This is a genomic window from Pseudomonas sp. 1912-s (genome assembly GCF_029269205.1).
Lineage (GTDB): Bacteria > Pseudomonadota > Gammaproteobacteria > Pseudomonadales > Pseudomonadaceae > Aquipseudomonas.
Genome location: NZ_JARIXR010000013.1, coordinates 150,617 through 175,815 on the forward strand (window position 1 = coordinate 150,617; position 25,199 = coordinate 175,815).

The following is a 25,199-nucleotide window of genomic DNA, read 5'->3' on the forward strand; positions in this document are numbered from 1 at the left end:
GGCAGTTTATAGGCATTCGTGCAGGGTTTGACAGAACTGCTCCACCAGCGCACTCGGCGTTTGCTGGCAGGCGAGGGCGACGATGCTTTGGCAGTCGGGATCGGCCAGGGGCAAAAAGTGAATATTGGCCGGTGCAATGTCTTGCATCGACTCCGGCAGCAGGGCGATTCCGAATCCGGCCTGAATCAGCTGCAACTGCGTGGTCTTGCGCGACATCACTCGCGCCGCCTTGGGGAAAAATCCCGCACGCATGCACAACTCGGCTGACAGGTAACTCAGCCCTCCGCGCTGGGGGTGAGGGATCGAAATAAACGCTTCGTTTTTCAGTTGCGCCAAATCGATACCGGATGTGTGCCCGGCCAACCGATGATTCGGCGGCACCGCCAATAACAACCGCTCACTGTATAAAGGCACGATGCGCACGCCTTCACGCTGGCGCAACACCGGCAGGCGCAACAGCCCGACGTCCAGCCGACCGTCGGCGATTTCCTCCAACTGCGCTTCGGAGGACAGTTTGGCGATGTCCATCGACACGCCCGGGCACTGTTCCAGCCAGGCACCGATGCCCCGCAGCAGGCGGCCACTCATCGGCACGGTGCTTGAGTGGCTCATACGCAACGTGCCGAGCTGGCCATTGCCCACTTGCGTCGCCATTTCACTGGCCTTGAGCAGTTCGCCCAGCAGGTTGCGTGCCCGTGGATAAAACGCCTCACCCGCAGCCGTCAGCCTGGGCTGGCGTGCGGTGCGCTCAAACAGTGGGGTTTGCAGCAGGTTTTCCAGCTCCTTGATCTGCCGGCTCAGGGCGGATTGCGCCACAAACAGCCGTTCGGCTGCCGCGCTGAAGCTGCCGCTGTCGGCGATTTCGACGAAGTAACGCAACTGCCGGGTGGAAATCACAAGTCATGCCTTTTCGAGATGAGTGACGGGCTTTGAAGATATTAGTCGCAACGCTCACCAATGGCTAAAGTGATGGCCATCTCCAATAAGGAATACTTCATGAGCCCGGTCGAACTGTTGAGTCACTGGTCGTTTGGCGGTGTGGACTGGCTGGTGATCGGCGTGGCGATTGCCCTGGCCTATATCGTGTTCGGCATTGCGGGTTTTGGTACCGCACTGGTGGCGGGGCCGATCCTGATTCTGTTCCTGCCGCTGTCGAAAATCATCCCGCTGCTGGTGCTGCTGGACTTTGTCGCCGCCTTCGGCAATCTCCTGCAATCGCGACGGGATGTGGTGAAGCCTGAATTGCTGCGGCTGCTGCCGTGCATGGCAATGGGCTGCACCCTTGGGGTGATCTTCCTGCTTAACCTGCATTCGGATTTTTTGCTGCTGCTGATGGGCCTGTTTATCAGCGCCTATGCGATCTACAGTCTCGCGGTGAAGGTCAAGCCCACGCAGATGGCGGCCGGCTGGGCGATTCCCATGGGGGTTGTCGGCGGGCTGTTTGGGGCGTTGTTCGGCAGTGGCGGCTTTTTATATGCGATCTACCTCAACAGCCGCTTGCCCAAGGAGGGCGCGCGGGCGACCCAAAGCGCGTTGATCAGTTGCAGCACGGTGGTGCGCCTGAGCCTGTTTTTGATCGCGGGCGTGTATGCCGAGCTACCCTTGTTGATGTTGGCGGTGTGCCTGTTGCCGGCCATGGCGCTCGGGTTGTGGGCGGGGCGGCGGCTGACCCTGCGCATGTCCCGTGAGGCGTTCGTGCGGTTGGTGACCTGGCTGGTGCTGGCCAGCGGCATTGCCTTGATTGCCCGGTACTTGAGTACTTGACCTGTGGGTGTCAGGGATTAAGCTGCCGTGCTCTAGGGCCCCATCGCGGGCAAGCCCGGCTCCCACAGTTGATCGCATTCCAATGTGGGAGCCGGGCTTGCCCGCGATGAGGCCAGAAGCCACACCGCAGGACACCCAGGCACCATGAACTCCCAAAGTATCCTTGTCCCCAAGATCTCCACCTTGCCCGTCCACGAACCCCGCGCCCGGGCGATCGTGCGCTGGCTGGTGCGCAAGAACATCGTCAAGGAAGAACTCACCACCTGCGGGCGCACCGGCAATCGCATGGGTTACGCACTGGCCGACGGTGCCCGCGCCGTGGTGCTGCACCCCGACGCACTGCCGTTCAACGAGCCGATCAACGGGCTGGAGATCATCTACAAGCGCTGCATCTACACCCCGGCCAAGGGCTTCCTCGAAGAAGCCGGCTGCCCCGGGTGCCTCAAGGAAGTCGGCGAAGCCCTGTTCGAAAGCCTGGAAGACTGGATGCCCGGCCATACCGACAACTTCACCTGCCCGCTGTGTGGGCATGAAGACGACATCAACGGCTTTCTGTTCCTGCAGGAATGCGGCTTCTCCAACCTGGGATTCATCTTCAATAACTGGGCAGAGGCGGGGTTCAAGCAGAGTTTTATCGACGAATTTGCCGACTGGCTGGACCAGAAGATGAGTTGGGTCAAAGTCGAACTTTAATCCTTCTATCAGTATTACCAAGTTTGTCAGAGTTTTACATTGAACCCGAGGGGGTGTCTGACTATAATGGCGCGCTTCCATTTTCCCGCTCGGGAGCCCCCGCGATGCTGCGTATCAGCCAAGAAGCTCTGACATTCGACGACATTCTCCTCGTGCCCGGTTATTCCGAGGTGCTTCCTAACGAAGTCAGTCTCAAGACCCGCCTAACCCGTGGCATCGAGCTGAATATTCCTCTGGTTTCCGCTGCCATGGACACCGTCACCGAAGCCCGTTTGGCAATCGCCATGGCTCAGGAAGGCGGCATCGGCATCATCCACAAGAACATGACCATCGAGCAGCAAGCTGCCGAAGTTCGCAAGGTCAAGCGTTACGAAGCCGGTGTGGTCAAGGACCCGATCACCATCGAGGCCGATGCCACCGTTCGTGACCTGTTCGACCTGACCCGCCTGCACAACATCTCCGGCGTTCCGGTACTGCACGATGGCGACCTGGTCGGCATCGTCACTTCCCGTGACGTGCGTTTCGAGAACCGTCTTGAAGTCACCGTCCGTGAAGTGATGACGCCTAAAGAGCGCCTCGTGACTGTCAAGGAAGGCGCCGACAAGAACGACGTTCGCGAGCTGTTGCACAAGCACCGCATCGAACGCGTACTGATCGTCGACGACAAATTCGCCCTCAAAGGCATGATGACCGTCAACGACATCGAAAAAGCCAAGGCTTACCCGCTGGCGAGCAAGGACGACCAAGGTCGCCTGCGCGTTGGCGCTGCGGTCGGCACCGGCAAGGATACCGGCGAGCGCGTCTCGGCCCTGGTAGCGGCCGGCGTTGACGTGGTGGTGGTCGACACTGCCCACGGTCACTCCAAAGGCGTGATCGACCGCGTGCGTTGGGTCAAAGAGAATTTCCCTGAAGTGCAAGTGATCGGCGGCAACATTGCCACCGGCGCTGCCGCCAAGGCCCTGGTTGCCGCGGGCGCAGACGCGGTCAAGGTCGGTATCGGCCCTGGCTCGATCTGCACCACCCGTATCGTTGCCGGTGTAGGCGTGCCGCAAATCAGCGCCATCGCCAACGTCGCCGCGGCCCTTGAAGGCACTGGCGTACCGTTGATCGCCGACGGCGGCATCCGTTTCTCGGGTGACCTGTCCAAGGCCATCGTGGCCGGTGCTTCCTGCGTGATGATGGGCTCGATGTTCGCCGGTACTGAAGAAGCGCCAGGCGAGATCGAACTGTTCCAGGGGCGTTCGTACAAGGCTTACCGTGGCATGGGTTCCCTGGGCGCCATGTCCCAGGCTCAAGGTTCTTCCGACCGTTACTTCCAGGACTCCTCCGCGGGCGCCGAGAAGCTGGTACCGGAAGGCATTGAAGGGCGTGTTCCGTACAAGGGCACCCTGAGCGCCATCATCCATCAACTGATGGGCGGCCTGCGTTCCTCGATGGGCTACACCGGCAGCGCCGACATCGAAGAAATGCGCACCAAGCCTGAGTTCGTGCGGATCACTGGTGCCGGCATGGCCGAATCCCACGTCCACGACGTACAGATCACCAAGGAAGCGCCAAACTACCGCGTAGGTTGATGCTTCCAGCAAAACGTTAAGTAACCGGGGCTGTTCTTCAGCCCCGAGTTGTTTCTGAATTACATAGACGAGACTGACTCCATGGCCCTCGACATTCACGCCCACCGCATCCTGATCCTCGACTTCGGTTCCCAGTACACCCAGCTGATCGCCCGCCGCGTGCGTGAAATCGGCGTGTACTGCGAACTGCATCCGTTCGACATGGACGACGAAGCGATTCGCGAATTCGCTCCAAAAGGCGTCATTCTCGCCGGCGGCCCCGAGTCCGTGCACGAAGCCAACAGCCCGCGTTGCCCGCAGGCAGTGTTTGACCTGGGCGTGCCGGTCTTCGGTATCTGCTACGGCATGCAGACCATGGCCGAGCAACTGGGCGGCAAGGTTGAAGGTTCCGAGCTGCGTGAATTCGGTTACGCCCGTGTCGACGTAGTCGGCAAGAGCCGCCTGCTGGACGGCATCGAAGACCACATCGACGCCGACGGCCTGTTCGGCCTCGACGTGTGGATGAGCCACGGTGACAAGGTCACCCGGATGCCGGAAGACTTCCACATCCTGGCCAGCACCCCGAGCTGCCCGATTGCCGGCATGTTCAACGACGAGCGCGGCTACTACGGCGTGCAGTTCCACCCGGAAGTGACCCACACCAAGCAAGGCGGTCGCATCCTGTCGCGCTTCATCCTCGACATCTGCCAGTGCGAAGCGCTATGGACCCCGTCGAAGATCGCTGAAGACGCCATCGCCAACGTGCGAGCCCAGGTCGGCACCGACAACGTCCTGCTGGGCCTGTCCGGCGGTGTTGACTCCTCCGTGGTCGCGGCCCTGCTGCACAAGGCCATCGGCGACCAACTGACCTGCGTCTTCGTCGACAACGGCCTGCTGCGCCTGCACGAAGGCGAGCAAGTGATGGCCATGTTCGCCGAGAACATGGGCGTCAAGGTGATCCGCGCCAACGCTGAAGACCAGTTCCTGAACAACCTGGCAGGCGAGTCCGACCCGGAGAAGAAGCGCAAGATCATCGGCCGCACCTTCATCGACGTATTCGATGCCCAGTCCAACAAACTGGACAACATCAAGTACCTCGCCCAGGGCACCATCTACCCGGACGTGATCGAGTCCGCTGGCGCCAAGAGCGGCAAGGCTCACGTGATCAAGTCCCACCACAACGTGGGTGGCCTGCCTGAGGAAATGAACCTCAAGCTGGTAGAACCGCTGCGCGAACTGTTCAAGGACGAAGTGCGTCGCCTGGGCCTGGAACTCGGCCTGCCGTACGACATGGTCTACCGCCACCCATTCCCGGGCCCGGGCCTGGGCGTGCGGATCCTCGGTGAAGTGAAGAAGGAATACGCCGACCTGCTGCGTCGCGCCGACCATATCTTCATCGAAGAACTGCGCAAGGCCGACTGGTACCACAAAGTCAGCCAGGCGTTCGTGGTGTTCCAGCCAGTCAAGTCGGTGGGTGTTGTAGGTGATGGCCGTCGTTACGCCTGGGTTGTTGCCCTGCGTGCGGTGGAAACCATCGACTTCATGACCGCCCGTTGGGCACACCTGCCGTACGAACTGCTGGAAACTGTCAGCGGCCGTATCATCAACGAGATCGAAGGCATTTCGCGCGTGACGTATGACGTGTCGAGCAAGCCGCCGGCGACGATTGAGTGGGAGTAACAGGGCGCCCGGCACTGACTAGAGTGCGGCGCTAGATTCGGAGTAGCGCAGGAAGGGATTTAGCCTATGCCAGTCAGTTATGCTGACTGGCATTTTTGTTTTTGGGTACAACGCTCTGAAGCCAGAGCTGTCGCTTGCAATGAGCGGCAAAGGCTGGCGCAGGTATTAGAGAAACTGTGATCGAATTAAATCCGTATCGAACGGTGTTACCCCTTGATCAGGAGCAAACACCGCCTCTGCCTGCTGCGGTGTGGCTACTCGTTCTCCCCTTGCTCGAACATGTAAATCGAACAGGGTCTCCAAATCCGGCCTTGGTGTATGTACCAAGGCTCGCAGCATCAGCGATACGCCACTGAGGTTGGTCTGGACGTTGTTCCAGCGCGGAGATGACGTCAGCCCCAGATCAGCCCAAATCATGCGTCGTTCCTGCAAGTCCATCACGAATGGCAGACAGATTCCTGTGTCGGATGCGATATCGATACGGTCGAATACGGAGCGCGGCTCGAATACTTCACCCGGCGCCGCGTCGGCGCGGGCCATCCAGCCAGCGAAGCATTCTGGAAGGTCACAGTACGGCTGTTCGGTGAATGAGTTGATAGACGTGACGACATAGCGGATACCCTTCTCGACGAGGACATTGAGGTCAAGGTCGATGAACTCCGAAGCCCCTTCGGGCGCGTCGACGATGTCGCCACTGTGGTAGCCGCCGAAGCCCTTCAAGTTGTAGTACGCGACCGTTTGTTTGAATACGAAGTTGGCGTCGAAAAAAGCTGCGGACAAGTCGATATCAGTGCGTTCACGACCGTTCTTCCACCACAGGAACAGGCGAATGAAACGTGTGTCAGGCATAGGTAACCGACTGCCCCGCACCAGCGTGCGTAGCGATTTCGATGAGGCACGCTGCGCCAACGGCACCTTGTATTCGCGTAATGCTGGGTCGACGAAGCAGCGACCGAGTGGTGGTAGCGACGAAAAACGCGTTACGAGAGCGCCCTCGCAGATTCTGGCCGCACGAGCCAACACGTCGGGGGCAATAGGTTCGCGTCGATCCTTGATGCCATAGATTTTGGCAAATGCACCTTTAGGTGTGAAGGCTCGCAGGGGGAGGGGGCGCGGCGCACGTACCTGGGCCAGCAACTGCAGCAGGACAGGTGAGGACACCTGCGTCGCAACCGTTTCGAACGCGTCGAGAACCGACTCTGGTTCCGTCGAGCGCCTCAGGGTCGCGTCCAGCCGTCGTGCGAGCTCACCAGGACGGCTCTGTAGTATGGGCATAAGCGTGGAGATGTGACGCTGGGCAAGCAATGTTTCGACACGTGATCCGAATGACTCTGGTGCTTCGTTGCGACGTGCAGCCGTTATGGCGGCTAGTGCTCGTGGGTACTTATCGGCGTAGTCGCCCGGATGCAGTACTTCGGCCAGGCGCTTCCATCGCTCAGCATGTCGCATCACGTCTTCTGCAGCGTTAGGTATTTGGTCGAGATGGCGCAAAAGCAGACGGCGCATTGAGCGCTTCATCGCTTTGAAACGTGTCGAAGCTGTCGTCAGTGACACGTCTCCTCCACTCAGCGCGACCGCGAGTCGTAGTACATCAGTCGCCGTTTCGACGTTTCGTTCCAGGAATTCGTCTACCCGTGCATCACCGGCGACATGCAGGATAAGTGCGCCGCCAACCTGTGCACGGATCTCCCGGAACGGAACGGTCTCTGGTAGCAGACGGAACACATCGCTTTTGTACTTTCGGATAAACCAGACGACATCGGCAGTTTCCTCTTCGGAGAGCGAGGTGCGCGATGAAACCAGCGGCTCAAGCAGTGACTCGAATTCAGAGACGCTTCCCGGTTCGATAACGCGGGACATGAAATTGCCTTCAAGCATCGCAGGTCGATGGTGTTCAGTCGGGGGTAAACGCCAACGCGTGAGGTAGTGTATGACGGCGTTAAGGTACAACTCCGCCTCTGAGGCCGCCAGAACCTGCTCTGGAAAGTCTGGATAAAATGGCCTGTGGTGTACATGAGCGCCATTTTTCCGCCGAAGGACTCCGACAATTTCGCGCAGCCAGTGCTTTAGCTCTGTGGCTGACAACATGCCGATTTGCTCAATCAGAGGCTCTGATAGTACGCATCGGAACGCCGCGACTTCCCGGACAGCCGACGCGACCTGAGCGCGAGTGGCACCGCCAGTGCCCATCGGGACGTGAACTTTGCTACGGCGACGCAGGAACAGCTCCTGATTCATGCTTGATTTTCTCCCTTGGCCGCCGTCGTGGACGAGCTGCAGCATTGTTCTGCAACTGATGTAAAAACGCCTGCAAGAAGCAGGCGCGGTGTGGAGAGCGGAACCCCTAGGTCATCAGAGGTTAGAAGGAAGGTGTTCCATAGCCACGAAGGCATTCTACGAAAGGTTTTATCTGTTTGTCAGGTCGCTGCGTATCTCAACGGTAACAAGCTGCTTCGCCAGAATAATAGGGCGGTTAAGCGACCATACGAGTGGCGGTACGATTGAGTAAGTGTGCCTTCAAGGTCGGTGGAGTTCCCACAAGCTCAGTCAGGCGTTTGTGGAGTTCCAGTCGGTAAAATCGGTTGACGTGCTGGGTGATTGCCGTCGCCACGCGTGGGGCATGGCCCTGCTTGCGATGGAAACCATCGACTTCACGTGTTTCCGGGATGCGAATGTTTAAGCGAGAGCTGCAGCTGGTCGTTTACCCAAATAAAGGACTATTCAGGATTTTCTGCATCGTATACGGTGCATATGTTAATTTATATCTATTAATGCATTGTATAGGATGCAGATAAGTGGGCGATTTAGGAATCCTGATCAAGAATCTCCGCAAAGCCGCAGGCCTGTCACAAAGCCAGCTCGCGCAACGGCACGGCATGAGTCGCGCAACCATTTCGGGGATTGAGAACAACACCGTCCCTGAAATCGGTATTCGCAAGGTGGCTGCGATCCTTGAGGGTTTGGGATACGAACTGACCGCCATCCCCATGCGTCGGCGTAAAACCCTCGATGAACTGAAATCAGGAAACGTCCATGACTAGTCAACGTGAGCGGCTGTACATCGGCGCAGGTGGCGTACCTGCCGGAACGCTGGGGCGGCGTGAAGAAAATCGGCGTGATTCGGTCTTTTCCTATAACGAGGGAGTCGCCGACGAGAACGCTGTTTCCCTGACCATGCCGGTGCGCCTGGAAAGCTACAACTGGGAGTATGGGATTCACCCGCTGTTCGAGATGCACATCCCCGAGGGGCATCTCAAGGACGAACTGGTGCGACGTTTCAGCAAGTCAGTGCGCGGCTTTGACGACTTCGCCTTGCTGGGCATTGTGGGGCCGCACCAACTGGGTCGCATCAGCGTTGCCCATGAAGCCGGAGATGGGGCGTTGCCTCAGGTCAAGCTTGCCGAGCTGTTGGTTTATGACGGGACGCAAGATCTATTCAATGACCTTCTGAGCACCTACGCGGCCTACTCGGGGGTATCGGGCGTTCAACCGAAGGTGCTGGTGCGCGACGTTGACGATGGGGCCGCCGACATTGAGCGTCTCACCCATCGGGGCGCCACGCACCTGGTGAAGGCGTTCAACGAGGCAGAGTTTCCGCAACTGGCGGCCAATGAGTTCTTCTGCATGCGGGCCGCGTTGCATTGCGGTCTTGAGGTGCCTGAATTCCAGCTCAGCCATCAAGGGAAGCTCCTGGTGGTGAAGCGGTTCGACATCGGTGAAAGCGCCTACCTCGGGTTTGAGGACATGTGCGTTCTGTCGGGGTGGGGAACCGCGAAGAAGTACGACGGCAGTTACCAGGGATGCGCAAAGCTGATCCGGTCTTTTGTCACGCCAAGCCGTATAACCAGCACGCTGGAAGACTTCTTCATGATGGTGGCGCTGTCTGCCGGTATCCAGAACGGTGACGGGCACTTGAAGAACTTCGGCCTGCTTTATGAAAACTGTGCCGAGGATGCTGACGTTTGGCTCGCCCCTGCTTACGACCTGGTGACCACCACCGTGTACAACGGCAACGACATCATGGGACTGTTGCTCGGCGGTTCGAAAGCCTGGCCAAAGCGCAAGATGCTGGTTCAGTTCGGGCGTAGTTCCTGTGGTTTGACAGAGGCCCGCTGCAACGAATTGCTCGCCAGGGTGCGTGATGGAATGAGCCTCGCCATGGAAGAGCTTTCCGAGTATCGAAGCACCCATCCAGCGTTCGACACAGTGGGGGAAAAGATGACCGCTGCCTGGGCGGCAGGGTTGGCGAGGAGTATTGCTGTGTAATAAGAAGCCCGGCTTTTTTTGCCGGGCGCTGGGTGACTCGCTAGCGGCTTTCTTCCCTCACCGCCGCGCAATATCCGAAAAGTAAAACTTATCCAGCGTATGCCGCGACTCGGTGTACTCGAACTGCCGTCCATCCTGCAAAAACGTCTGGTTGCTCACCACGATCACATGGCTTTGCCCATCCAGGTCCAGGTGCAGTTGATCGTCCTTGCCCCGGGGCAGCGCTTCGATGGTGCGCTGGGCATAGCTGATCTGCAGCTGCAGCGTCTGCTCGATAAACGCATAGATCGACTGCTCGGCAATCTCTCGATCGAGCCCCGGAATCAGGTCGGCGACGAAGTGGTTGATGTCGAGGATCACCCGCTTGCCCGCGATGCGCCGTACCCGTTTGACTCGGGTAATCAGGCTGCCGGGTTCGGCTTCGATGTGCTGCAGCAGCGAGCCTTCCAGCGGGAACTGGCTGAACTCCACCACTTCGGTGCTGACATCGTCTCCCAGGGCAGCATGGGTTTCGCGAAAGCTGACAATCCCGCCCAGCTGGAACTCGATGGGGTTGGGTGAGAGCACGAAGGTGCCCTTGCCATGGATCTTTTGCGCGAAGCCGCGCTCCTGCAATTGCTCGATCGCCCGGCGCACCGTGCCACGACTGGCCTGGTAGGCGTCCATCAGTTCTGTTTCGGAGGGCAGGCGCGTGCCGCGTTGCAGGCGTTCGGTGGTGATGCTGGCAAGCAGATCGGTATAGATCTGGTTGTATTTGCTCATGGAGGAGGGCTCTGTGCCGCGATTGCATTCAAGGCACGAACCTTAGTGGCAGAGGTCAGGTTTGTCCATTCGACGGAATGTGTAAATCAGCGACGCCTGACTCGAAAATCAGAAAAATAGACAATTTGTAACTCGTACAGACGAGTTGTTGCTTTAACTCGTACAGACGAGTACTTTTGCCCTCGGCGTGCTGCCTCTGACCGCCCCCAATAAAAAAAACCAAGTGGATACCAAGCATGAGCCACGACTATCCGAATATTGCCCGCGAGATTCTCGAGAACCTCGGTGGCAGCGACAACCTTGAGCAAGCTGCCCACTGCGTGACGCGTCTGCGCCTGGCCCTCAAGGACCCGAGCCTGGCCAACAGCGGCGCGTTGAACCAGGTCGACCTGGTCAAGGGCTCGTTCTTCACCGGCGGCCTGTTCCAGATCGTGATCGGCCCCGGCGAAGTGGAAAAGGTCTACGCCGCCCTGCGCGAACAGACCGGCCTCGCCGCGTCGACCATCGCGGACGTGAAACAGAAAAGCGTCGAAAAAATAAACCCCATGCAGCGCCTGGTGCGGGTGTTCTCCGACGTGTTCATGCCGATTCTGCCGGCGCTGATCATTGCCGGTTTGCTCATGGGGGTGAACAACCTGATGGGCGCCAAGGGCATGTTCATCGAGGGCAAGACCCTGCTCGATGCCTATCCGAACCTGGATGGTGTGTGGAGCCTGATCAACCTGATGGCCAACACCTCGTTTGTGTTCCTGCCCGCGCTGGTGGGCTGGTCGGCGGCCAAACGGTTTGGTGGCAGTGAAATCCTCGGCATCGTCCTCGGCCTGATGCTGGTGCACCCCGATTTGCTCAACGCCTGGAACTACGGCAAGGCAGTCGCCGGCCTCGACGGCCAGAGCCTGCCGTACTTCGATATTTTCGGCTGGTTCAAGATCGAGAAGGTCGGTTACCAGGGGCAGATCCTGCCGATCCTGCTGGCCGCCTACGTGATGAGCGTGATTGAAAAATGGCTGCGGGCGCGGGTGCCGAATGCCATTCAATTGCTGGTGGTGCCGATCACCACCATCGTCGTCACCGGCGTGCTGGCGCTGGCGATCATCGGCCCGGTGACCCGTCATCTCGGCATCCTGATCACCGAAGGCGTGGTCACCCTGTTTGACCTGGCGCCCATGGTCGGCGGCGCGATTTTCGGGCTGCTGTATGCGCCACTGGTGATCACCGGCATGCACCACATGTTCCTCGCGGTGGACCTGCAACTGATCTCCACCCAGGGCGGCACCTTTATCTGGCCGATGATCGTCATGTCCAACCTGGCCCAGGGCAGCGCGGCGCTCGGTGTGTTCTACATGAGCCGCAATGCGCGGGACAAAAGCATGGCGTCCACTTCGGCGATTTCCGCCTACTTCGGCATCACTGAACCGGCGATGTTCGGGGTCAACCTGCGCTTCAAGTTTCCGTTCTACGCCGCCCTGACCGGCTCGGCCCTGGGCAGCATTTTCCTGTCGCTGAACAAGGTCCAGGCCTCGGCCATTGGCGTGGGTGGCTTGCCCGGGTTCATCTCGATCATCCCGCAGTACATCCCAAGCTTTGTCATCGGCATGGCCGTCGCGATTGTCGTGCCGTTTGTTTTGACCTGTGCGCTGAGCATGAAGATTGTCCGGCCTGGATACAGGGTTGCCTGATCTGGCGCCATCGCAGGCAAGCCAGCTCCCACAGTTGATCGCATTTCAAATTGAAGGAAACCACCATGCAAGACTGGCAACACTCGGTGATCTACCAGATCTACCCCAAAAGCTTCCACAGCCACGCGGGTAACGCCACCGGTGACCTGCTGGGCATCGTGGACAAGCTCGATTACCTGAAGTGGCTGGGCGTCGACTGCCTGTGGATCACCCCGTTCCTGCGTTCGCCCCAGCGCGATAACGGCTATGACATCAGTGACTACTACGCCATCGACCCCAGCTACGGGACCATGGCTGATTGCGACCTGCTGATCAGCGAAGCGGCCAAGCGCGGCATCACGCTGATGCTCGACATCGTGGTCAACCACACCTCCATCGAGCACGAGTGGTTCCAGCAGGCGCGCAGCAGCCTTGATAACCCGTATCGCGACTTCTACATCTGGCGCGATCAGCCGAACAACTGGGAGTCCAAGTTCGGTGGTTCGGCCTGGGAGTACGAGGCGCAAACCGGCCAGTACTTCCTGCACCTGTTCGACCACACCCAGGCCGACCTGAATTGGGACAACCCCAAAGTGCGCGCCGAAGTGTTCAAGTTGATGCGCTTCTGGCGCGACAAAGGCGTGGGCGGTTTCCGCCTGGACGTGATCAACCTGATCTCCAAGCCGGCGGATTTCCCGGAAGACAACACCGACGGTCGGCGCTTCTACACCGACGGCCCGAACGTGCATGAGTACCTGCAGGAAATGCACCGCGAAGTGTTCGAGGGGCATGACCTGATCAACGTCGGGGAGATGTCGTCCACCAGCCTTGAACACTGCATTCGTTATTCGAATCCGCAGTCGAAAGAGCTGTCGATGACCTTCAACTTTCACCACCTGAAAGTCGATTACCCGAACCTGCAAAAGTGGGTCGCGGCCGACTTCGACTTCCTGCAACTCAAGCAGATTTTGTCTGACTGGCAACTCGGCATGCAGGCCGGTGGCGGCTGGAATGCGTTGTTCTGGTGTAACCACGACCAGCCGCGGGTGGTCTCGCGTTTTGGGGATGACGGCGAGCACCGTGTGGTCTCGGCGAAGATGCTCGCCACTGCGTTGCACTTCCTCCAGGGCACGCCGTTTGTGTACCAGGGCGAAGAGCTGGGCATGACCAATCCGGGCTTCGACACCATCGACCAATACCGGGATGTCGAGACCCTGAACATCTATCGGCTCAAGCGCGAGGCCGGTGAGTCCGAGGCGTCGAGCATGGCGGCGATCATGCAGAAATCCCGCGACAACGGGCGCACGCCGATGCAATGGAATGCCGATAAAAATGCCGGCTTCAGCAGCGGTGAACCGTGGATCGGCATCCCGGCCAACGCGGCGCAGATCAACGTGCAAAGCCAGCAGGATGATCCGCAATCGGTGCTGCATCACTACCGCGCCCTGATCGAACTGCGTCGGCACGAGCCGCTGATTCAGGAAGGCGTTTACCGCCAACTGCTGCCACAGCACACCCAGGTGTGGGCGTACCTGCGGGAAGGGCAGGGCGAGCGCCTGCTGGTGCTGAACAACTTCTACGGCACGCCCTGCGAAATCGAATTGCCCGATGGCCTGCTGACTGAGGCACACGAGCAACGCCTGCTGATCAGCAACTACGACGATTGCCCACCGCGTTCGAGCCAGGTCTCGCTGCGCCCGTATGAATCGTTTGTGCTGCACCTCAAGGACTGAGAACCCCGCTTTACCCCCGGTGTGGGAGCGCCGGGGTGCTTTAAAAAAACATAATAAAAATATCGGAGTGCTACATGAAAACAACAATAAAGCTGGGCCTCGTTGCATCTTGTCTGACCTTGCCGATGGCCGCCCAGGCATTGGAATTTGCCGGGTATTTGCGCAGCGGCGCGGGGACTTCAACCGGCAGCGGCAAGCAGCAGTGCTTCCAGTTGCCGGGTGCACAATCGAAGTACCGCCTGGGCAACGAATGCGAGCAGTACGCCGAACTCGAGTTGCGCCAGGACCTGCTGACCCTCGACGACGGTTCGGTATTCAGCGTCGACGCCATGGCCTCGCTGTACAACAAGTACGACCGGGCGCTGAAGTTCCAGGGTGAAGACAACGGCTCGGCGCGCATGCCGCAGATGTATGCACAGTGGTCGAACCTGCCCAGCCTCAACGGCGGTTCGCTGTGGGCCGGCCGGCGTTACTACAAACGAAACGACATCCATATCTCCGACTTCTACTACTGGAACCAGAGCGCCACGGGCGGCGGTATCGAGGACGTGAAAATCGGCGACCTGAAATACAGCTATGCGCTTTCCCGCAAGGACAACCTGTACCAGAAGGAATACGCCACCCGTCACGACTTCAACGTAGGGGGCTTCAAGACCAACCCAGGCGGCGAGCTGGAGCTGGGCTTGAGCTACATCGAAAAAGCCGGTGGTCGCGACACCAACAGCGGCTGGGCCATTACCGCCCAGCACGTGCAGAAACCCTTCCTCGGCGGGCGCAACAAGTTCGCCTTGCAGTACGGTGAAGGCCCCGGCACCGGCCTCGGCTACACCGGCGATACGTTCCTCGATAAAAGCAGCAAGAGCTACCGCGCGGTGGAGTTCTTCGACTGGCAAGTGACCCCGCGTTTTGGCGGGCAGATCGAGGCCGTGTACCAGAAAGACATTCGGCCGGGCAGCCAGGATCAAACCTGGATGTCGGTGGGCGTACGCCCGGCCTACGCGATCTCTGAACAATTCAAGCTGGTCACCGAACTCGGTCATGATCAGGTCGAGGCCACCGGTGGCACGCGCAAGCTGAGCAAATTTACCTTCGCCCCGACCTGGTCGCCCAAAGGCCCGGATTTCTGGGCGCGGCCGGAAGTGCGCTTGTATTACACCTACGCGACCTGGAACGAAGCGGCCAAGCGTGCAGCCAATGAACTGGCGGCAGGTTCGGCGTTGTCCGACACCGGCAGCTACGGCAGTGCGTTGCATGGTTCCAACGTTGGTGTGCAGGTTGAGTATTGGTGGAAATAAGCCGCCGGTGCCCAATGATTTTTACAGAACAAAACAGCAGGTGAAGTCATGACCACAACCCAACCCCTGGAATTGCTGGCGCCATTGTCCGGGGTGCTGCTCGCCCTGGACCAAGTGCCTGATCCGGTGTTCTCCAGTCGCCTGATCGGCGATGGCCTGTGCATCGATCCGACCTCGCAGACCCTCTGCGCGCCGCTGGCCGGGGTGATCAGCAATATCCAGGACAGTGGTCATGCGGTGAGCGTCACCGATGACAACGGCGTCCAGGTGCTGATGCACATTGGCCTGGACACCGTGAATCTGGCGGGCCAGGGGTTCACCCGATTGGTCGAGGAAGGCCAGCGGGTGGACGCCGGGCAGCCGCTGATCGAATTCGATGCCGACTACGTGGCGCTCAACGCCCGTAGCTTGCTGACCCTGATGCTGGTGGTCAGTGGCGAGCCCTTCAAGCTGCTGACCCCGGAGCAGGGCCTGGTGGACGTGGGGCAACCGCTGCTGCGGGTAACGCCTGAGGCGGGCGCGGCCGAGGTCGAGGAAGAGCAGGGCGAGGCACTGTTTTCCAAGCCGCTGACGTTGCCCAATGCCAACGGCCTGCACGCTCGCCCGGCGGCGGTGTTTGCCCAGGCAGCCAAGGGTTTCAAGGCGAGCATTTACCTGCACAAGCAAACCCAGAGCGCCAACGCCAAATCCCTGGTGGCGATCATGGCGTTGCAGACGGTGCAGGGCGATACCGTGCAGGTGAGTGCGGCGGGCGACGATGCCGAGGCAGCGATCACGGCCCTGGTTGCCTTGCTGGCAGACGGCTGCGGAGAGACGGTGGCGGCGCAGGTCGAGGTCGTTGAGCCGGCGCCGCCGGTGTCATCGGCAAGCCTGCTGCGCGGTGTGTGTGCTTCGCCGGGTTCGGCGTTCGGCCAAGTGGTTCAGGTGGCCGAGCCGGATCTGAATATCACTGAAGCCGGTGCCGGTGAAGCGGTCGAGCGTGCGACGCTGGAACGTGGCCTGCGCGAAGCGACCGAGGCACTGCAAGCCTTGCAGGCCACGGCGGTCGGCGGTGCCCAGGCGGAGATTTTCCGCGCTCATCAAGAATTGCTGGAAGACCCGACGCTGCTGGAACAGGCCCATGAATCACTGGCCCAGGGCAAGAGTGCAGCGTTTGCCTGGAACAGTGCGACCGTCGCCACCGCCACGCTGTTCCAGGGCTTGGGCAACGCCTTGCTCGCCGAGCGCGCGGCGGACCTGGCCGACGTCGGCCAACGGGTGCTGAAGCTGATCCTCGGGATCAAGGACAGCGCCTGGGACTTGCCGGAGCAGGCGATCCTGATTGCCGAACAACTCACCCCTTCGCAAACCGCCAGCCTCGATACACGCAAGGTGTTGGGTTTCGTCACGGTGGGCGGCGGTGCTACCAGCCACGTTGCGATCCTGGCGCGGGCCCTGGGCTTGCCCGCGATCTGCGGCGTGCCCGTGCAGGTGCTGGACCTGGCCAACGGCAAGCAAGTGCTGCTGGATGCCGACAAGGGCGAGTTGCACCTGGAGCCGGACCTGGCCGAGATCGAGCAACTGCAAGCCACCCGCCAACAACACGTACTGCGCCGCCAGCGCGAAGTGGAGCAGGCGTCATTGCCCGCTACCACCCGCGACGGTCACCACGTCGAGGTGACGGCCAACGTCGCATCCCTGCAAGAAGTGGAACAAGCGCTGTCCCTGGGCGGCGAAGGCGTCGGTTTGCTGCGTTCCGAATTCCTCTACCTGGACCGCAACCGCGCACCGAGTCCCGAAGAACAGGCGGGCACCTACAGCGCCATTGCCCGTGCGTTGGGCCCCGAGCGCAATCTGGTGGTGCGCACCCTGGACGTCGGTGGCGATAAGCCGCTGGCCTATGTGCCGATGGACGCAGAGACCAATCCGTTCCTCGGCCTGCGTGGAATTCGCCTGTGCCTGGAACGCCCGGAACTGCTGCGCGAACAGTTCCGCGCGATTCTCGCCAGTGCCGGTTTCGCCCGTCTGCACATCATGTTGCCGATGGTCAGCCTGCTCTCGGAACTGCGCCTGGCGCGGCAGATTCTTGAAGAGGAAGCGCTGGCCTTGGGGCTGACGGAACTGCCGAAGCTGGGAATCATGATCGAAGTGCCGTCGGCGGCGCTGATGGCGGATGTGTTTGCGCCGGAGGTGGATTTCTTCTCCATCGGCACCAACGACCTGACCCAATACACCCTGGCCATGGACCGCGATCACCCGCGGCTCGCCAGCCAGGCCGACAGCTTCCACCCGGCAGTGCTGCGCCTGATCGCCACCACCGTCAAGGCCGCCCATGCCCATGGCAAGTGGGTGGGTGTGTGCGGCGCCCTGGCGTCTGAAGCGCTGGCGGTGCCGGTGTTGATCGGGCTGGGGGTGGATGAGTTGTCGGTCAGCGTGCCGCTGATCCCGACCATCAAGGCCACCGTGCGCGAGCTGGACCTGACGGACTGCCAATCCATCGCCCGCCAGGTGCTGGGCCTGGAAGAGGCGTCACAGGTGCGCGAAGCGTTGCGCCTGTATCACGCGGCTACCGTTGAAACCTCATTGGTTGTGGAGAACTGACATGTTCGAGAAATTTCAGCGGGCGTTCTGGAAGGCCCTGACCCCGGATTTGATTCTTGAGACGCCGCAGGCGGCTCCGGTGAGCGAATCACTATTGGCGCCGGCGGTGTTGAATGCGTTGGGTGGCGCGGAGAATCTCAAGTCGCAGCAACGGGTGGCACTGACCCGGGTGCGGGTGCAGTTGAAGGAGGCGGGGCGGCTGGATGAGAAGGCGTTGAAGGCGGCGGGTGTGCCGGGTGTGATGGTGTTGGCGGGTGGGGTGGTGCACCTGATTACCGGCCTGAACACCGCTCTATAAATCAAAGAAGATCAAATGTGGGAGCGGCGGTGCGACGATTCGACTTGCCCGCGATGGTGGTGTGTCAGCGATATATAGGCTGGCTGATACTCCGCCATCGCGGGCAAGCCCGGCTCCTACAGTATTTTGTGGTGTTTGGAGGATCGGGGAGTTACAGCTTCGGGGTTTCTTCCGTCGGCTTGGTCTTGTCCACGCCCGGCACATGCAGGTTGCCTTCCACTACCTGGTTGCCTTCCAGCTGGGGCTGCGTCACCCACGTCAGGATGTCGTAGTAGCGCCGGATGTTCGCCACAAAGTGCACCGGCTCACCGCCGCGGGCATAGCCATAACGCGTCTTGCTGTACCACTGCTTCTGAGCCAGGCGCGGCAGCATCTTCTTCACGTCCAGCCACTTGTTCGGGTTCAGGCCTTCTTTCTCGGCCAGCTTGCGCGCGTCATCCAGATGGCCGGTGCCGACGTTGTACGCCGCCAGGGCAAACCAGGTGCGGTCCGGCTCGGCAATCTTGTCGTCCAGTTCATCCTTGATCTTGGCCAGGTACTTGGCGCCGCCCATGATGCTTTGCTTGGCATCCAGGCGGTTGGACACGCCCATGGCCTGCGCGGTGTTCTGGGTCAGCATCATCAGGCCGCGCACGCCGGTCTTGGAGGTAACCGCCGGCTGCCACAGTGATTCCTGATAACCGATGGCCGCCAACAGGCGCCAGTCGACCTTTTCTTCCTTGGCGTAGGCCCGGAAGTGTTTCTCGTATTTGGGCAGGCGCTGCTGCAGATGCTGGGCGAAGGTGTAGGCGCCGACATAGCCGAGTACATCGACGTGCCCGTAATAACGGTCTTTCAAGCGTTGCAGGGTGCCGTTCTTTTCAACCTTGTCGAGGTAGTTGTTGACCTCGTTGAGCAGGCTGTTGTCATCGCCCGCCGCCACGGCCCAGGCCTGGTTACTGGCGTCGCCGAGGTCAAAGGCTACCCGCACGTTGGGGAAGTACACCTGGTTCATCGCCACTTCGTTGGAGTCGACGAGGGTCAGGTCGATCTGGCCTTCGTCCACCATGCGCAGCAGGTCGACCACCTCAACGGCGTCGGACTCTTCGTATTCAATCCCGGGAAACTGTTTTTTCAGCGCTGCCAGTTGCTCGGCGTGGGTGCTGCCCTTGAGCACCATGATCTTCTTGCCCACCAGGTCTGCCGCGGTGGTGGGGCGGGACTGGCCGTTGCGGTAGATGATCTGTGGGGTGACTTCCAGGTACGGATGGGAGAAGCGCACCTCTTGGCGGCGCTGCTCGCTGCTCACCAGGCCGGCGGCGGCCAGCACCGGGCCGTTGGGTTTGCCGATCTGGGAAAACAGGTCGTCAAGGTTGTCGGCGGTCTGGATCTCCAGCTTTACACCCAGGTCGTCGGCAAAGCGCTTGACCAGTTCGTATTCGAAACCGGTTTCACCGTTTCGGTCCTGGAAATACGTGGCCGGGCTGTTTCGGGTGACCACCCGCAATACGCCATCCTCCTTGATTCGCTCGAGCGTGTTGGGTTTATCCACACAGGCGCTGAGCAGCAGGAAGAGTCCGGTGACGAAGAGCCATTTGGCGCCTCGCGGGCGTAAAGCAGTTGGGGAGAACATCTGCGCAGTATACGCAAAGGACCCTCGGCGCCATATCTCGACAGCGGGGCACTTGTCTGCTAGCGCCCGTAAACCTTGGCTGCAGCCCGCAGAAACGGGGCTTGGCAGCCGATTGTGACGGTTAAAATAACTGCCCGGAACAGCGGGTATGGCCATCTGATATCGTGCGATTTATGCCAACTGACGTCCGGCTGCGGCCACTGGTACCGTTTCGGGTGCCGTTGGCGACGGTTTACGCTAGAATGCACGGCCTCAAAGCACACCCCCTTCCCGAGGCTGTCCCGAAGATGTTGATCCTGCGCGGCGCTCCTGCCCTTTCTGCCTTTCGCCACAGCAAACTCCTTGAGCAACTGAGCCAGAAGGTACCTTCTGTCAGTGGCTTGTATGCTGAATTTGCTCACTTCGCCGACGTTAACGGCGTTTTGACCGCCGACGAACAGCAAGTGCTGGCGCGCCTTCTGAAGTACGGTCCCAGCGTTCCTGTTCAAGAGCCTAACGGCCGCTTGTTCCTGGTCCTGCCACGGTTCGGCACCATCTCGCCCTGGTCGAGCAAGGCCAGCGACATCGCCCGCAACTGCGGCCTGGAAAAAATCCAGCGCCTGGAACGCGGGATCGCCTTCTATGTAGCAGGCCAGTTCAGCGACGCCGAGGCCGAGCTGATCGCCAGCAGCCTGCACGACCGCATGACCCAGATCATCGTGGGCCAGCTGGAACAGGCCGCCGGTCTGTTCAGCCACGCCGAGCCAAAGCCGCTGACCGCGATTGACGTGCTCGGTGGTGGTCGCGCCGCGCTGGAAACGGCCAACACCGAACTGGGCCTGGCCCTCGCCGAAGACGAAATTGACTACCTGGTCAACGCCTTCATCGGCCTGAAGCGCAACCCGCACGACATCGAACTGATGATGTTCGCCCAGGCGAACTCCGAGCACTGCCGTCACAAGATCTTCAACGCCAGTTGGGACATCGACGGCCAGAGCCAGGAAAAAAGCCTGTTCGGCATGATCAAGAACACCTACGTGATGCACAGCGAAGGCGTTCTGTCGGCTTATAAAGACAACGCCTCGGTGATCGTCGGCAGCGTGGCTGGCCGCTTCTTCCCGGACCCTGAAACCCGCCAGTACGGCGCGGTGCAGGAGCCGGTGCACATTCTGATGAAAGTCGAGACTCACAACCACCCGACCGCGATTGCCCCGTTCCCGGGCGCAGCCACCGGTTCCGGCGGCGAGATTCGCGACGAAGGTGCAACCGGTCGTGGCGCCAAGCCAAAGGCCGGCCTCACTGGCTTCACCGTATCCAACCTGCAGATCCCGGGCTTCGAACAGCCGTGGGAAGTGCCGTACGGCAAGCCTGAGCGCATCGTCACCGCGCTGGACATCATGATCGAAGGCCCGCTGGGCGGCGCTGCGTTCAACAACGAATTCGGGCGTCCGGCCCTGACCGGTTACTTCCGTACCTTCGAACAATCCATCACCACCCCGCGTGGCGATGAAGTGCGCGGTTACCACAAGCCGATCATGTTGGCCGGCGGCATGGGCAACATCCGCGCCGAACACGTACAGAAAGGCGAGATTCTGGTCGGCTCCAAGCTGATCGTCCTCGGCGGCCCGGCCATGTTGATCGGCCTGGGCGGCGGCGCCGCTTCCTCCATGGCCACCGGCACCAGTTCGGCAGACCTGGACTTCGCGTCCGTACAGCGTGAAAACCCTGAAATGGAACGCCGTTGCCAGGAAGTCATCGACCGTTGCTGGCAGTTGGGTGACAAGAACCCGATCAGCTTCATCCACGACGTGGGCGCGGGTGGTTTGTCCAACGCCTTCCCTGAGCTGGTCAACGATGGCGACCGTGGCGGCCGCTTCGAACTGCGCAACATTCCAAACGACGAGCCGGGCATGGCCCCGCACGAAATCTGGAGCAACGAATCCCAGGAACGCTATGTGTTGGCGGTGGGTCCTGCGGACTTCGAACGCTTCCAGGCGATCTGCGAACGCGAGCGCTGCCCGTTTGCCGTGGTCGGCGAAGCCACTGCCGAGCCGCAACTGACGGTCACCGACAGCCACTTCGGCAACAGCCCGGTAGACATGCCGCTGGAAGTGCTGCTGGGCAAGGCCCCACGCATGCACCGTTCGGCCGTGCGTGAAAACGAACTGGGCGACGATTTCGATCCGTCCACCCTGGCCATCGCCGACTGCGTGGAGCGCGTCCTGCACCACCCGGCCGTTGCCAGCAAAAGCTTCCTGATCACCATCGGCGACCGCACCATTACCGGTCTGGTTGCCCGTGATCAAATGGTCGGCCCGTGGCAGGTTCCGGTGGCAGACGTTGCCGTCACCGCCACCAGCTTCGACGTCTACACCGGTGAAGCCATGGCCATGGGCGAGCGCACTCCGCTGGCCCTGCTGGACGCTCCGGCGTCGGGCCGCATGGCTATTGGCGAAACCCTGACCAACATCGCCGCGTCGCGCATCGCCAAGATCTCCGACATCAAGCTGTCGGCCAACTGGATGTCCGCTGCCGGCCACCCGGGTGAAGATGCGCGCCTGTACGACACCGTGAAAGCAGTCGGCATGGAGCTGTGCCCTGAGCTGGGCATCACCATTCCGGTGGGCAAGGACTCCATGTCCATGGCCACGCGCTGGAACGATGAAGGCGTGGACAAGAGCGTTACCTCGCCGCTGTCGCTGATCGTTACCGGCTTCGCGCCAGTGACCGACATTCGCCAGACCCTGACCCCGCAACTGCGCATGGACAAGGGCACCACCGACCTGATCCTGATCGACCTCGGTCGCGGCCAGAACCGCATGGGCGCCTCGATCCTCGCCCAGGTGCACGGCAAGCTCGGCAAGCAGGCTCCGGACGTCGACGACGCCGAAGACCTGAAAGCCTTCTTTGCGGTGATCCAGGGCCTGAACGCCGACGGTCACCTGTTGGCGTACCACGACCGTTCCGACGGTGGTTTGCTGACCAGCGCCGTGGAAATGGCCTTCGCCGGTCACTGCGGCCTGAGCCTGAACCTCGATGGCCTGGCGGAAACCTCTGCCGACATCGCCGCGATCCTGTTCAACGAAGAACTGGGCGCCGTGATCCAGGTTCGCCAGGACGCAACGCCGGACGTACTCGCACAATTCAGCGCTGCTGGCCTGGGCGACTGCGTGGCCGTAGTGGGCCAGCCGATCAACAACGGTGAAATCAACATCGTCTTCAACGGCGAAACCGTGTTTGAAGGCCAGCGCCGCCTGCTGCAACGCCAGTGGGCGGAGACCAGCTACCAGATCCAGCGCCTGCGTGACAACGCCGACTGCGCCGAGCAGGAGTTCGACGTGATCCTGGAAGAAGACAACCCGGGCCTGAGCACCAAGCTCAGCTTCGACGTCAACCAGGACATCGCCGCGCCTTACATCAAGAAAGGCATCCGCCCACAAGTGGCGGTACTGCGTGAGCAGGGCGTCAACGGTCAGGTGGAAATGGCGGCAGCGTTCGATCGTGCCGGCTTCAATGCGATCGACGTGCACATGAGCGACATCCTCGCCGGTCGCGTTGACCTCAATGAGTTCAAAGGCCTGGTTGCCTGCGGCGGTTTCTCCTACGGTGACGTGCTGGGTGCCGGCGAGGGCTGGGCCAAATCGGCCCTGTTCAACAGCCGTGCCCGCGACGCGTTCCAGGGCTTCTTCGAGCGTAACGACAGCTTCACCCTGGGTGTGTGCAACGGTTGCCAGATGATGTCCAACCTCAGCGAACTGATCCCGGGCAGCGAGTTCTGGCCGCACTTCGTGCGTAACCGTTCCGAGCAGTTCGAAGCCCGTGTAGCGATGGTTCAGGTACAGGAATCCAACTCGATCTTCCTGCAGGGCATGGCCGGTTCGCGCATGCCGATCGCCATTGCCCACGGTGAAGGCCATGCCGAGTTCTCCAGCGAAGAAGCACTGCTGGAAGCCGACCTGTCCGGTACCGTGGCCCTGCGTTTCGTCGACAACCACGGCAAGGTCACCGAAGGCTACCCGGCCAACCCGAACGGCTCGCCGCGCGGGATCACCGGCCTCACCAGCCGCGACGGTCGCGTCACCATCATGATGCCGCACCCGGAGCGCGTATTCCGCGCCGTGCAGAACTCGTGGCGCCCGGAAGAGTGGAACGAAGACGGCGCGTGGATGCGCATGTTCCGTAACGCTCGCGTGTGGGTGAACTAAGACGGTGTACAAACTCGCCTTCTTTGTGCCCGACAGCCATGTGGAGACGGTGAAAACTGCGGTCTTCGCAGCCGGCGGCGGGCGCATCGGCCACTACGATAGCTGCGCCTGGCAAGTGCTGGGCCAGGGCCAATTCCGCGCGATGGACGGCAGCCAGCCGTTTATCGGGCAGGTGGGCCAGGTTGAAGTGGTTGAGGAATGGAAGGTTGAGCTGGTGGTGGCGGATGAGTTGATCGTGGCTGTGGTGGCTGCGTTGAAACTGAGCCATCCGTACGAGACACCGGCTTATGAGGTGTGGCAGTTGGCGGATTTTTGATTCGTCGGCTGCAAAACAGGAAACCCGCTGGGCCAGTTTGGTCAGCGGGTTTTTTGTTGGCTGTGAGGGCCCTATCGCGGGCAAGCCCGGCTCCCACATTTGACTGCGCGGCTGGCCAACGCCTCTCAGGATCTGGCCTCCGTGCAGGCGCTGACAGTTCATCTGGCGTTTGAAGTCGATGGTTCCCACCGTGATGTGGCGCTGGGGATTTGTCGGGTGCTGGAGGGGATTCAGTTGATGGTGGATCGGACGCTGGACTTGTATGAGTTGCCTGAACAGGCGGACCCAGCTTAGAAACATTTCTTCCCTATAGGCAGTAACCCTGTGGTGAGCGGGCTTGCCCCGCGCTGGGCTGCGCAGCGGCCCTGAAACCTGCCACAGGGTTCTATCTGAAAAAATGCGGCGTTTTTATTGGGGCTGCTGCGCAGCCCAGCGCGGGGCAAGCCCGCTCACCACAAGCAAGCCCGCTCACTACAATTTTGCTAAGCGCCGGTTACGGCTTCGCGGCCGCTGACCAGCCGTTCCAGTGCCTCACCCAAGCCCGAAGCCTTGTCACCAATCAGCAAGTGCCAAACACCGCTCTCAAGTTGACTCACGCCCTGGCAACCCAGTGCCGTCAGTTGGGACTCGGACAGCACCGAACCATCCCCCAACTCCACCCGAACAGGCGGATCCGGTTTAGAAACATTTCTTCCCTATAGGCAATCACCCTGTGGTGAGCGGGCTTGCCCCGCGCTGGGCTGCGCAGCGGCCCTAAAACCTGCCACAGGGTTCTATCTGAAAAAATGCGGCGTTTTTATTGGGG

The 25,199-nt window shown here is 60.6% G+C and carries 17 protein-coding genes and 2 pseudogenes; 14 read left to right on the forward strand and 5 right to left on the reverse strand.

All coding sequences use genetic code 11. The features are described from left to right. Positions 1 to 6 precede the first annotated feature (6 nt). Positions 7 to 897, reverse strand: a complete 891-nt coding sequence (locus tag P3C29_RS18040) for a LysR family transcriptional regulator (protein ID WP_275965062.1) — start codon at positions 895 to 897, stop codon at positions 7 to 9. A gap of 99 nt (positions 898 to 996) precedes the next feature. Here P3C29_RS18040 and P3C29_RS18045 point away from each other — a divergent pair, with 99 nt between their 5' ends. The 4 genes from P3C29_RS18045 (at position 997) to guaA (ending at position 5,690) form a co-directional block, all read left to right on the forward strand. Then, positions 997 to 1,764 carry a sulfite exporter TauE/SafE family protein gene (locus tag P3C29_RS18045; protein WP_275965063.1) on the forward strand — a complete coding sequence of 256 codons (768 nt, stop codon included), beginning with the start codon at positions 997 to 999 and terminating at the stop codon, positions 1,762 to 1,764. A gap of 144 nt (positions 1,765 to 1,908) precedes the next feature. Beyond that, positions 1,909 to 2,457, forward strand: a complete 549-nt coding sequence (locus P3C29_RS18050; protein ID WP_275965064.1) for a sugar ABC transporter ATPase — start codon at positions 1,909 to 1,911, stop codon at positions 2,455 to 2,457. Positions 2,458 to 2,561: 104 nt separating this feature from the next. After that, the gene (gene guaB / locus P3C29_RS18055; RefSeq protein ID WP_010176852.1) at positions 2,562 to 4,031 is read left to right on the forward strand and encodes an IMP dehydrogenase; all 1,470 of its coding nucleotides are present in this window, start codon (positions 2,562 to 2,564) and stop codon (positions 4,029 to 4,031) included. Positions 4,032 to 4,112: 81 nt separating this feature from the next. Beyond that, positions 4,113 to 5,690 carry a glutamine-hydrolyzing GMP synthase gene (guaA, locus tag P3C29_RS18060; RefSeq protein ID WP_003209644.1) on the forward strand — a complete coding sequence of 526 codons (1,578 nt, stop codon included), beginning with the start codon at positions 4,113 to 4,115 and terminating at the stop codon, positions 5,688 to 5,690. Positions 5,691 to 5,855: 165 nt separating this feature from the next. Here guaA and P3C29_RS18065 read toward each other — a convergent pair whose 3' ends face one another. After that, a complete protein-coding gene (locus tag P3C29_RS18065) occupies positions 5,856 to 7,928 on the reverse strand; it encodes a TerD family protein (protein WP_275965065.1) in 2,073 nt (690 codons plus the stop codon). Between the two features lie 557 nt (positions 7,929 to 8,485). Here P3C29_RS18065 and P3C29_RS18075 point away from each other — a divergent pair. Then, positions 8,486 to 8,731 carry a helix-turn-helix transcriptional regulator gene (locus P3C29_RS18075; RefSeq protein ID WP_201121628.1) on the forward strand — a complete coding sequence of 82 codons (246 nt, stop codon included), beginning with the start codon at positions 8,486 to 8,488 and terminating at the stop codon, positions 8,729 to 8,731. Beyond that, a complete protein-coding gene (locus P3C29_RS18080) occupies positions 8,724 to 9,956 on the forward strand; it encodes a type II toxin-antitoxin system HipA family toxin (RefSeq protein ID WP_275965066.1) in 1,233 nt (410 codons plus the stop codon). The genes P3C29_RS18075 and P3C29_RS18080 overlap by 8 nt, the downstream gene beginning before the upstream one ends. A 57-nt stretch (positions 9,957 to 10,013) precedes the next feature. Here P3C29_RS18080 and treR read toward each other — a convergent pair whose 3' ends face one another. Further along, positions 10,014 to 10,718 (reverse strand): trehalose operon repressor, encoded by a 705-nt coding sequence (gene treR / locus P3C29_RS18085; RefSeq protein WP_010176851.1) that lies wholly within the window; start codon positions 10,716 to 10,718, stop codon positions 10,014 to 10,016. A gap of 236 nt (positions 10,719 to 10,954) precedes the next feature. Here treR and treP point away from each other — a divergent pair, with 236 nt between their 5' ends. The 5 genes from treP (at position 10,955) to P3C29_RS18110 (ending at position 18,282) form a co-directional block, all read left to right on the forward strand. Beyond that, positions 10,955 to 12,397 (forward strand): PTS system trehalose-specific EIIBC component, encoded by a 1,443-nt coding sequence (treP, locus tag P3C29_RS18090; RefSeq protein WP_201121626.1) that lies wholly within the window; start codon positions 10,955 to 10,957, stop codon positions 12,395 to 12,397. Between the two features lie 65 nt (positions 12,398 to 12,462). After that, entirely contained in the window at positions 12,463 to 14,109 is a 1,647-nt protein-coding gene (gene treC, locus P3C29_RS18095) for an alpha,alpha-phosphotrehalase (protein ID WP_275965068.1), read from the forward strand. 74 nt (positions 14,110 to 14,183) lie between these two features. Then, positions 14,184 to 15,404: a carbohydrate porin gene (locus P3C29_RS18100; RefSeq protein ID WP_275965069.1), complete on the forward strand. Its 1,221-nt coding sequence runs from the start codon at positions 14,184 to 14,186 to the stop codon at positions 15,402 to 15,404. A gap of 48 nt (positions 15,405 to 15,452) precedes the next feature. Beyond that, complete coding sequence (gene ptsP, locus P3C29_RS18105) at positions 15,453 to 17,984, forward strand: phosphoenolpyruvate--protein phosphotransferase (protein ID WP_275965070.1); 2,532 nt, start codon at positions 15,453 to 15,455, stop codon at positions 17,982 to 17,984. Between the two features lies 1 nt (position 17,985). Beyond that, complete coding sequence (locus P3C29_RS18110; protein WP_275965071.1) at positions 17,986 to 18,282, forward strand: PTS transporter subunit EIIB; 297 nt, start codon at positions 17,986 to 17,988, stop codon at positions 18,280 to 18,282. Positions 18,283 to 18,433: 151 nt separating this feature from the next. Here the strand turns inward: P3C29_RS18110 and mltF are convergent, their stop codons facing one another. Continuing rightward, positions 18,434 to 19,894, reverse strand: a complete 1,461-nt coding sequence (mltF, locus tag P3C29_RS18115) for a membrane-bound lytic murein transglycosylase MltF (RefSeq protein ID WP_275965072.1) — start codon at positions 19,892 to 19,894, stop codon at positions 18,434 to 18,436. 287 nt (positions 19,895 to 20,181) lie between these two features. Here mltF and purL point away from each other — a divergent pair, with 287 nt between their 5' ends. The 3 genes and pseudogenes from purL to P3C29_RS18130 form a co-directional block, all read left to right on the forward strand. Then, positions 20,182 to 24,078 carry a phosphoribosylformylglycinamidine synthase gene (gene purL, locus P3C29_RS18120; RefSeq protein WP_169387182.1) on the forward strand — a complete coding sequence of 1,299 codons (3,897 nt, stop codon included), beginning with the start codon at positions 20,182 to 20,184 and terminating at the stop codon, positions 24,076 to 24,078. Between the two features lie 4 nt (positions 24,079 to 24,082). Further along, positions 24,083 to 24,394 (forward strand): hypothetical protein, encoded by a 312-nt coding sequence (locus tag P3C29_RS18125; RefSeq protein ID WP_063032975.1) that lies wholly within the window; start codon positions 24,083 to 24,085, stop codon positions 24,392 to 24,394. Between the two features lie 111 nt (positions 24,395 to 24,505). Beyond that, a pseudogene (locus P3C29_RS18130) lies at positions 24,506 to 24,688 on the forward strand (hypothetical protein); the annotation flags it as partial. A 188-nt stretch (positions 24,689 to 24,876) separates the two neighbouring features. Here P3C29_RS18130 and P3C29_RS18135 read toward each other — a convergent pair. Then, a pseudogene (locus tag P3C29_RS18135) lies at positions 24,877 to 25,059 on the reverse strand (PTS N-acetyl-D-glucosamine transporter); the annotation flags it as partial. Positions 25,060 to 25,199 lie beyond the last annotated feature (140 nt).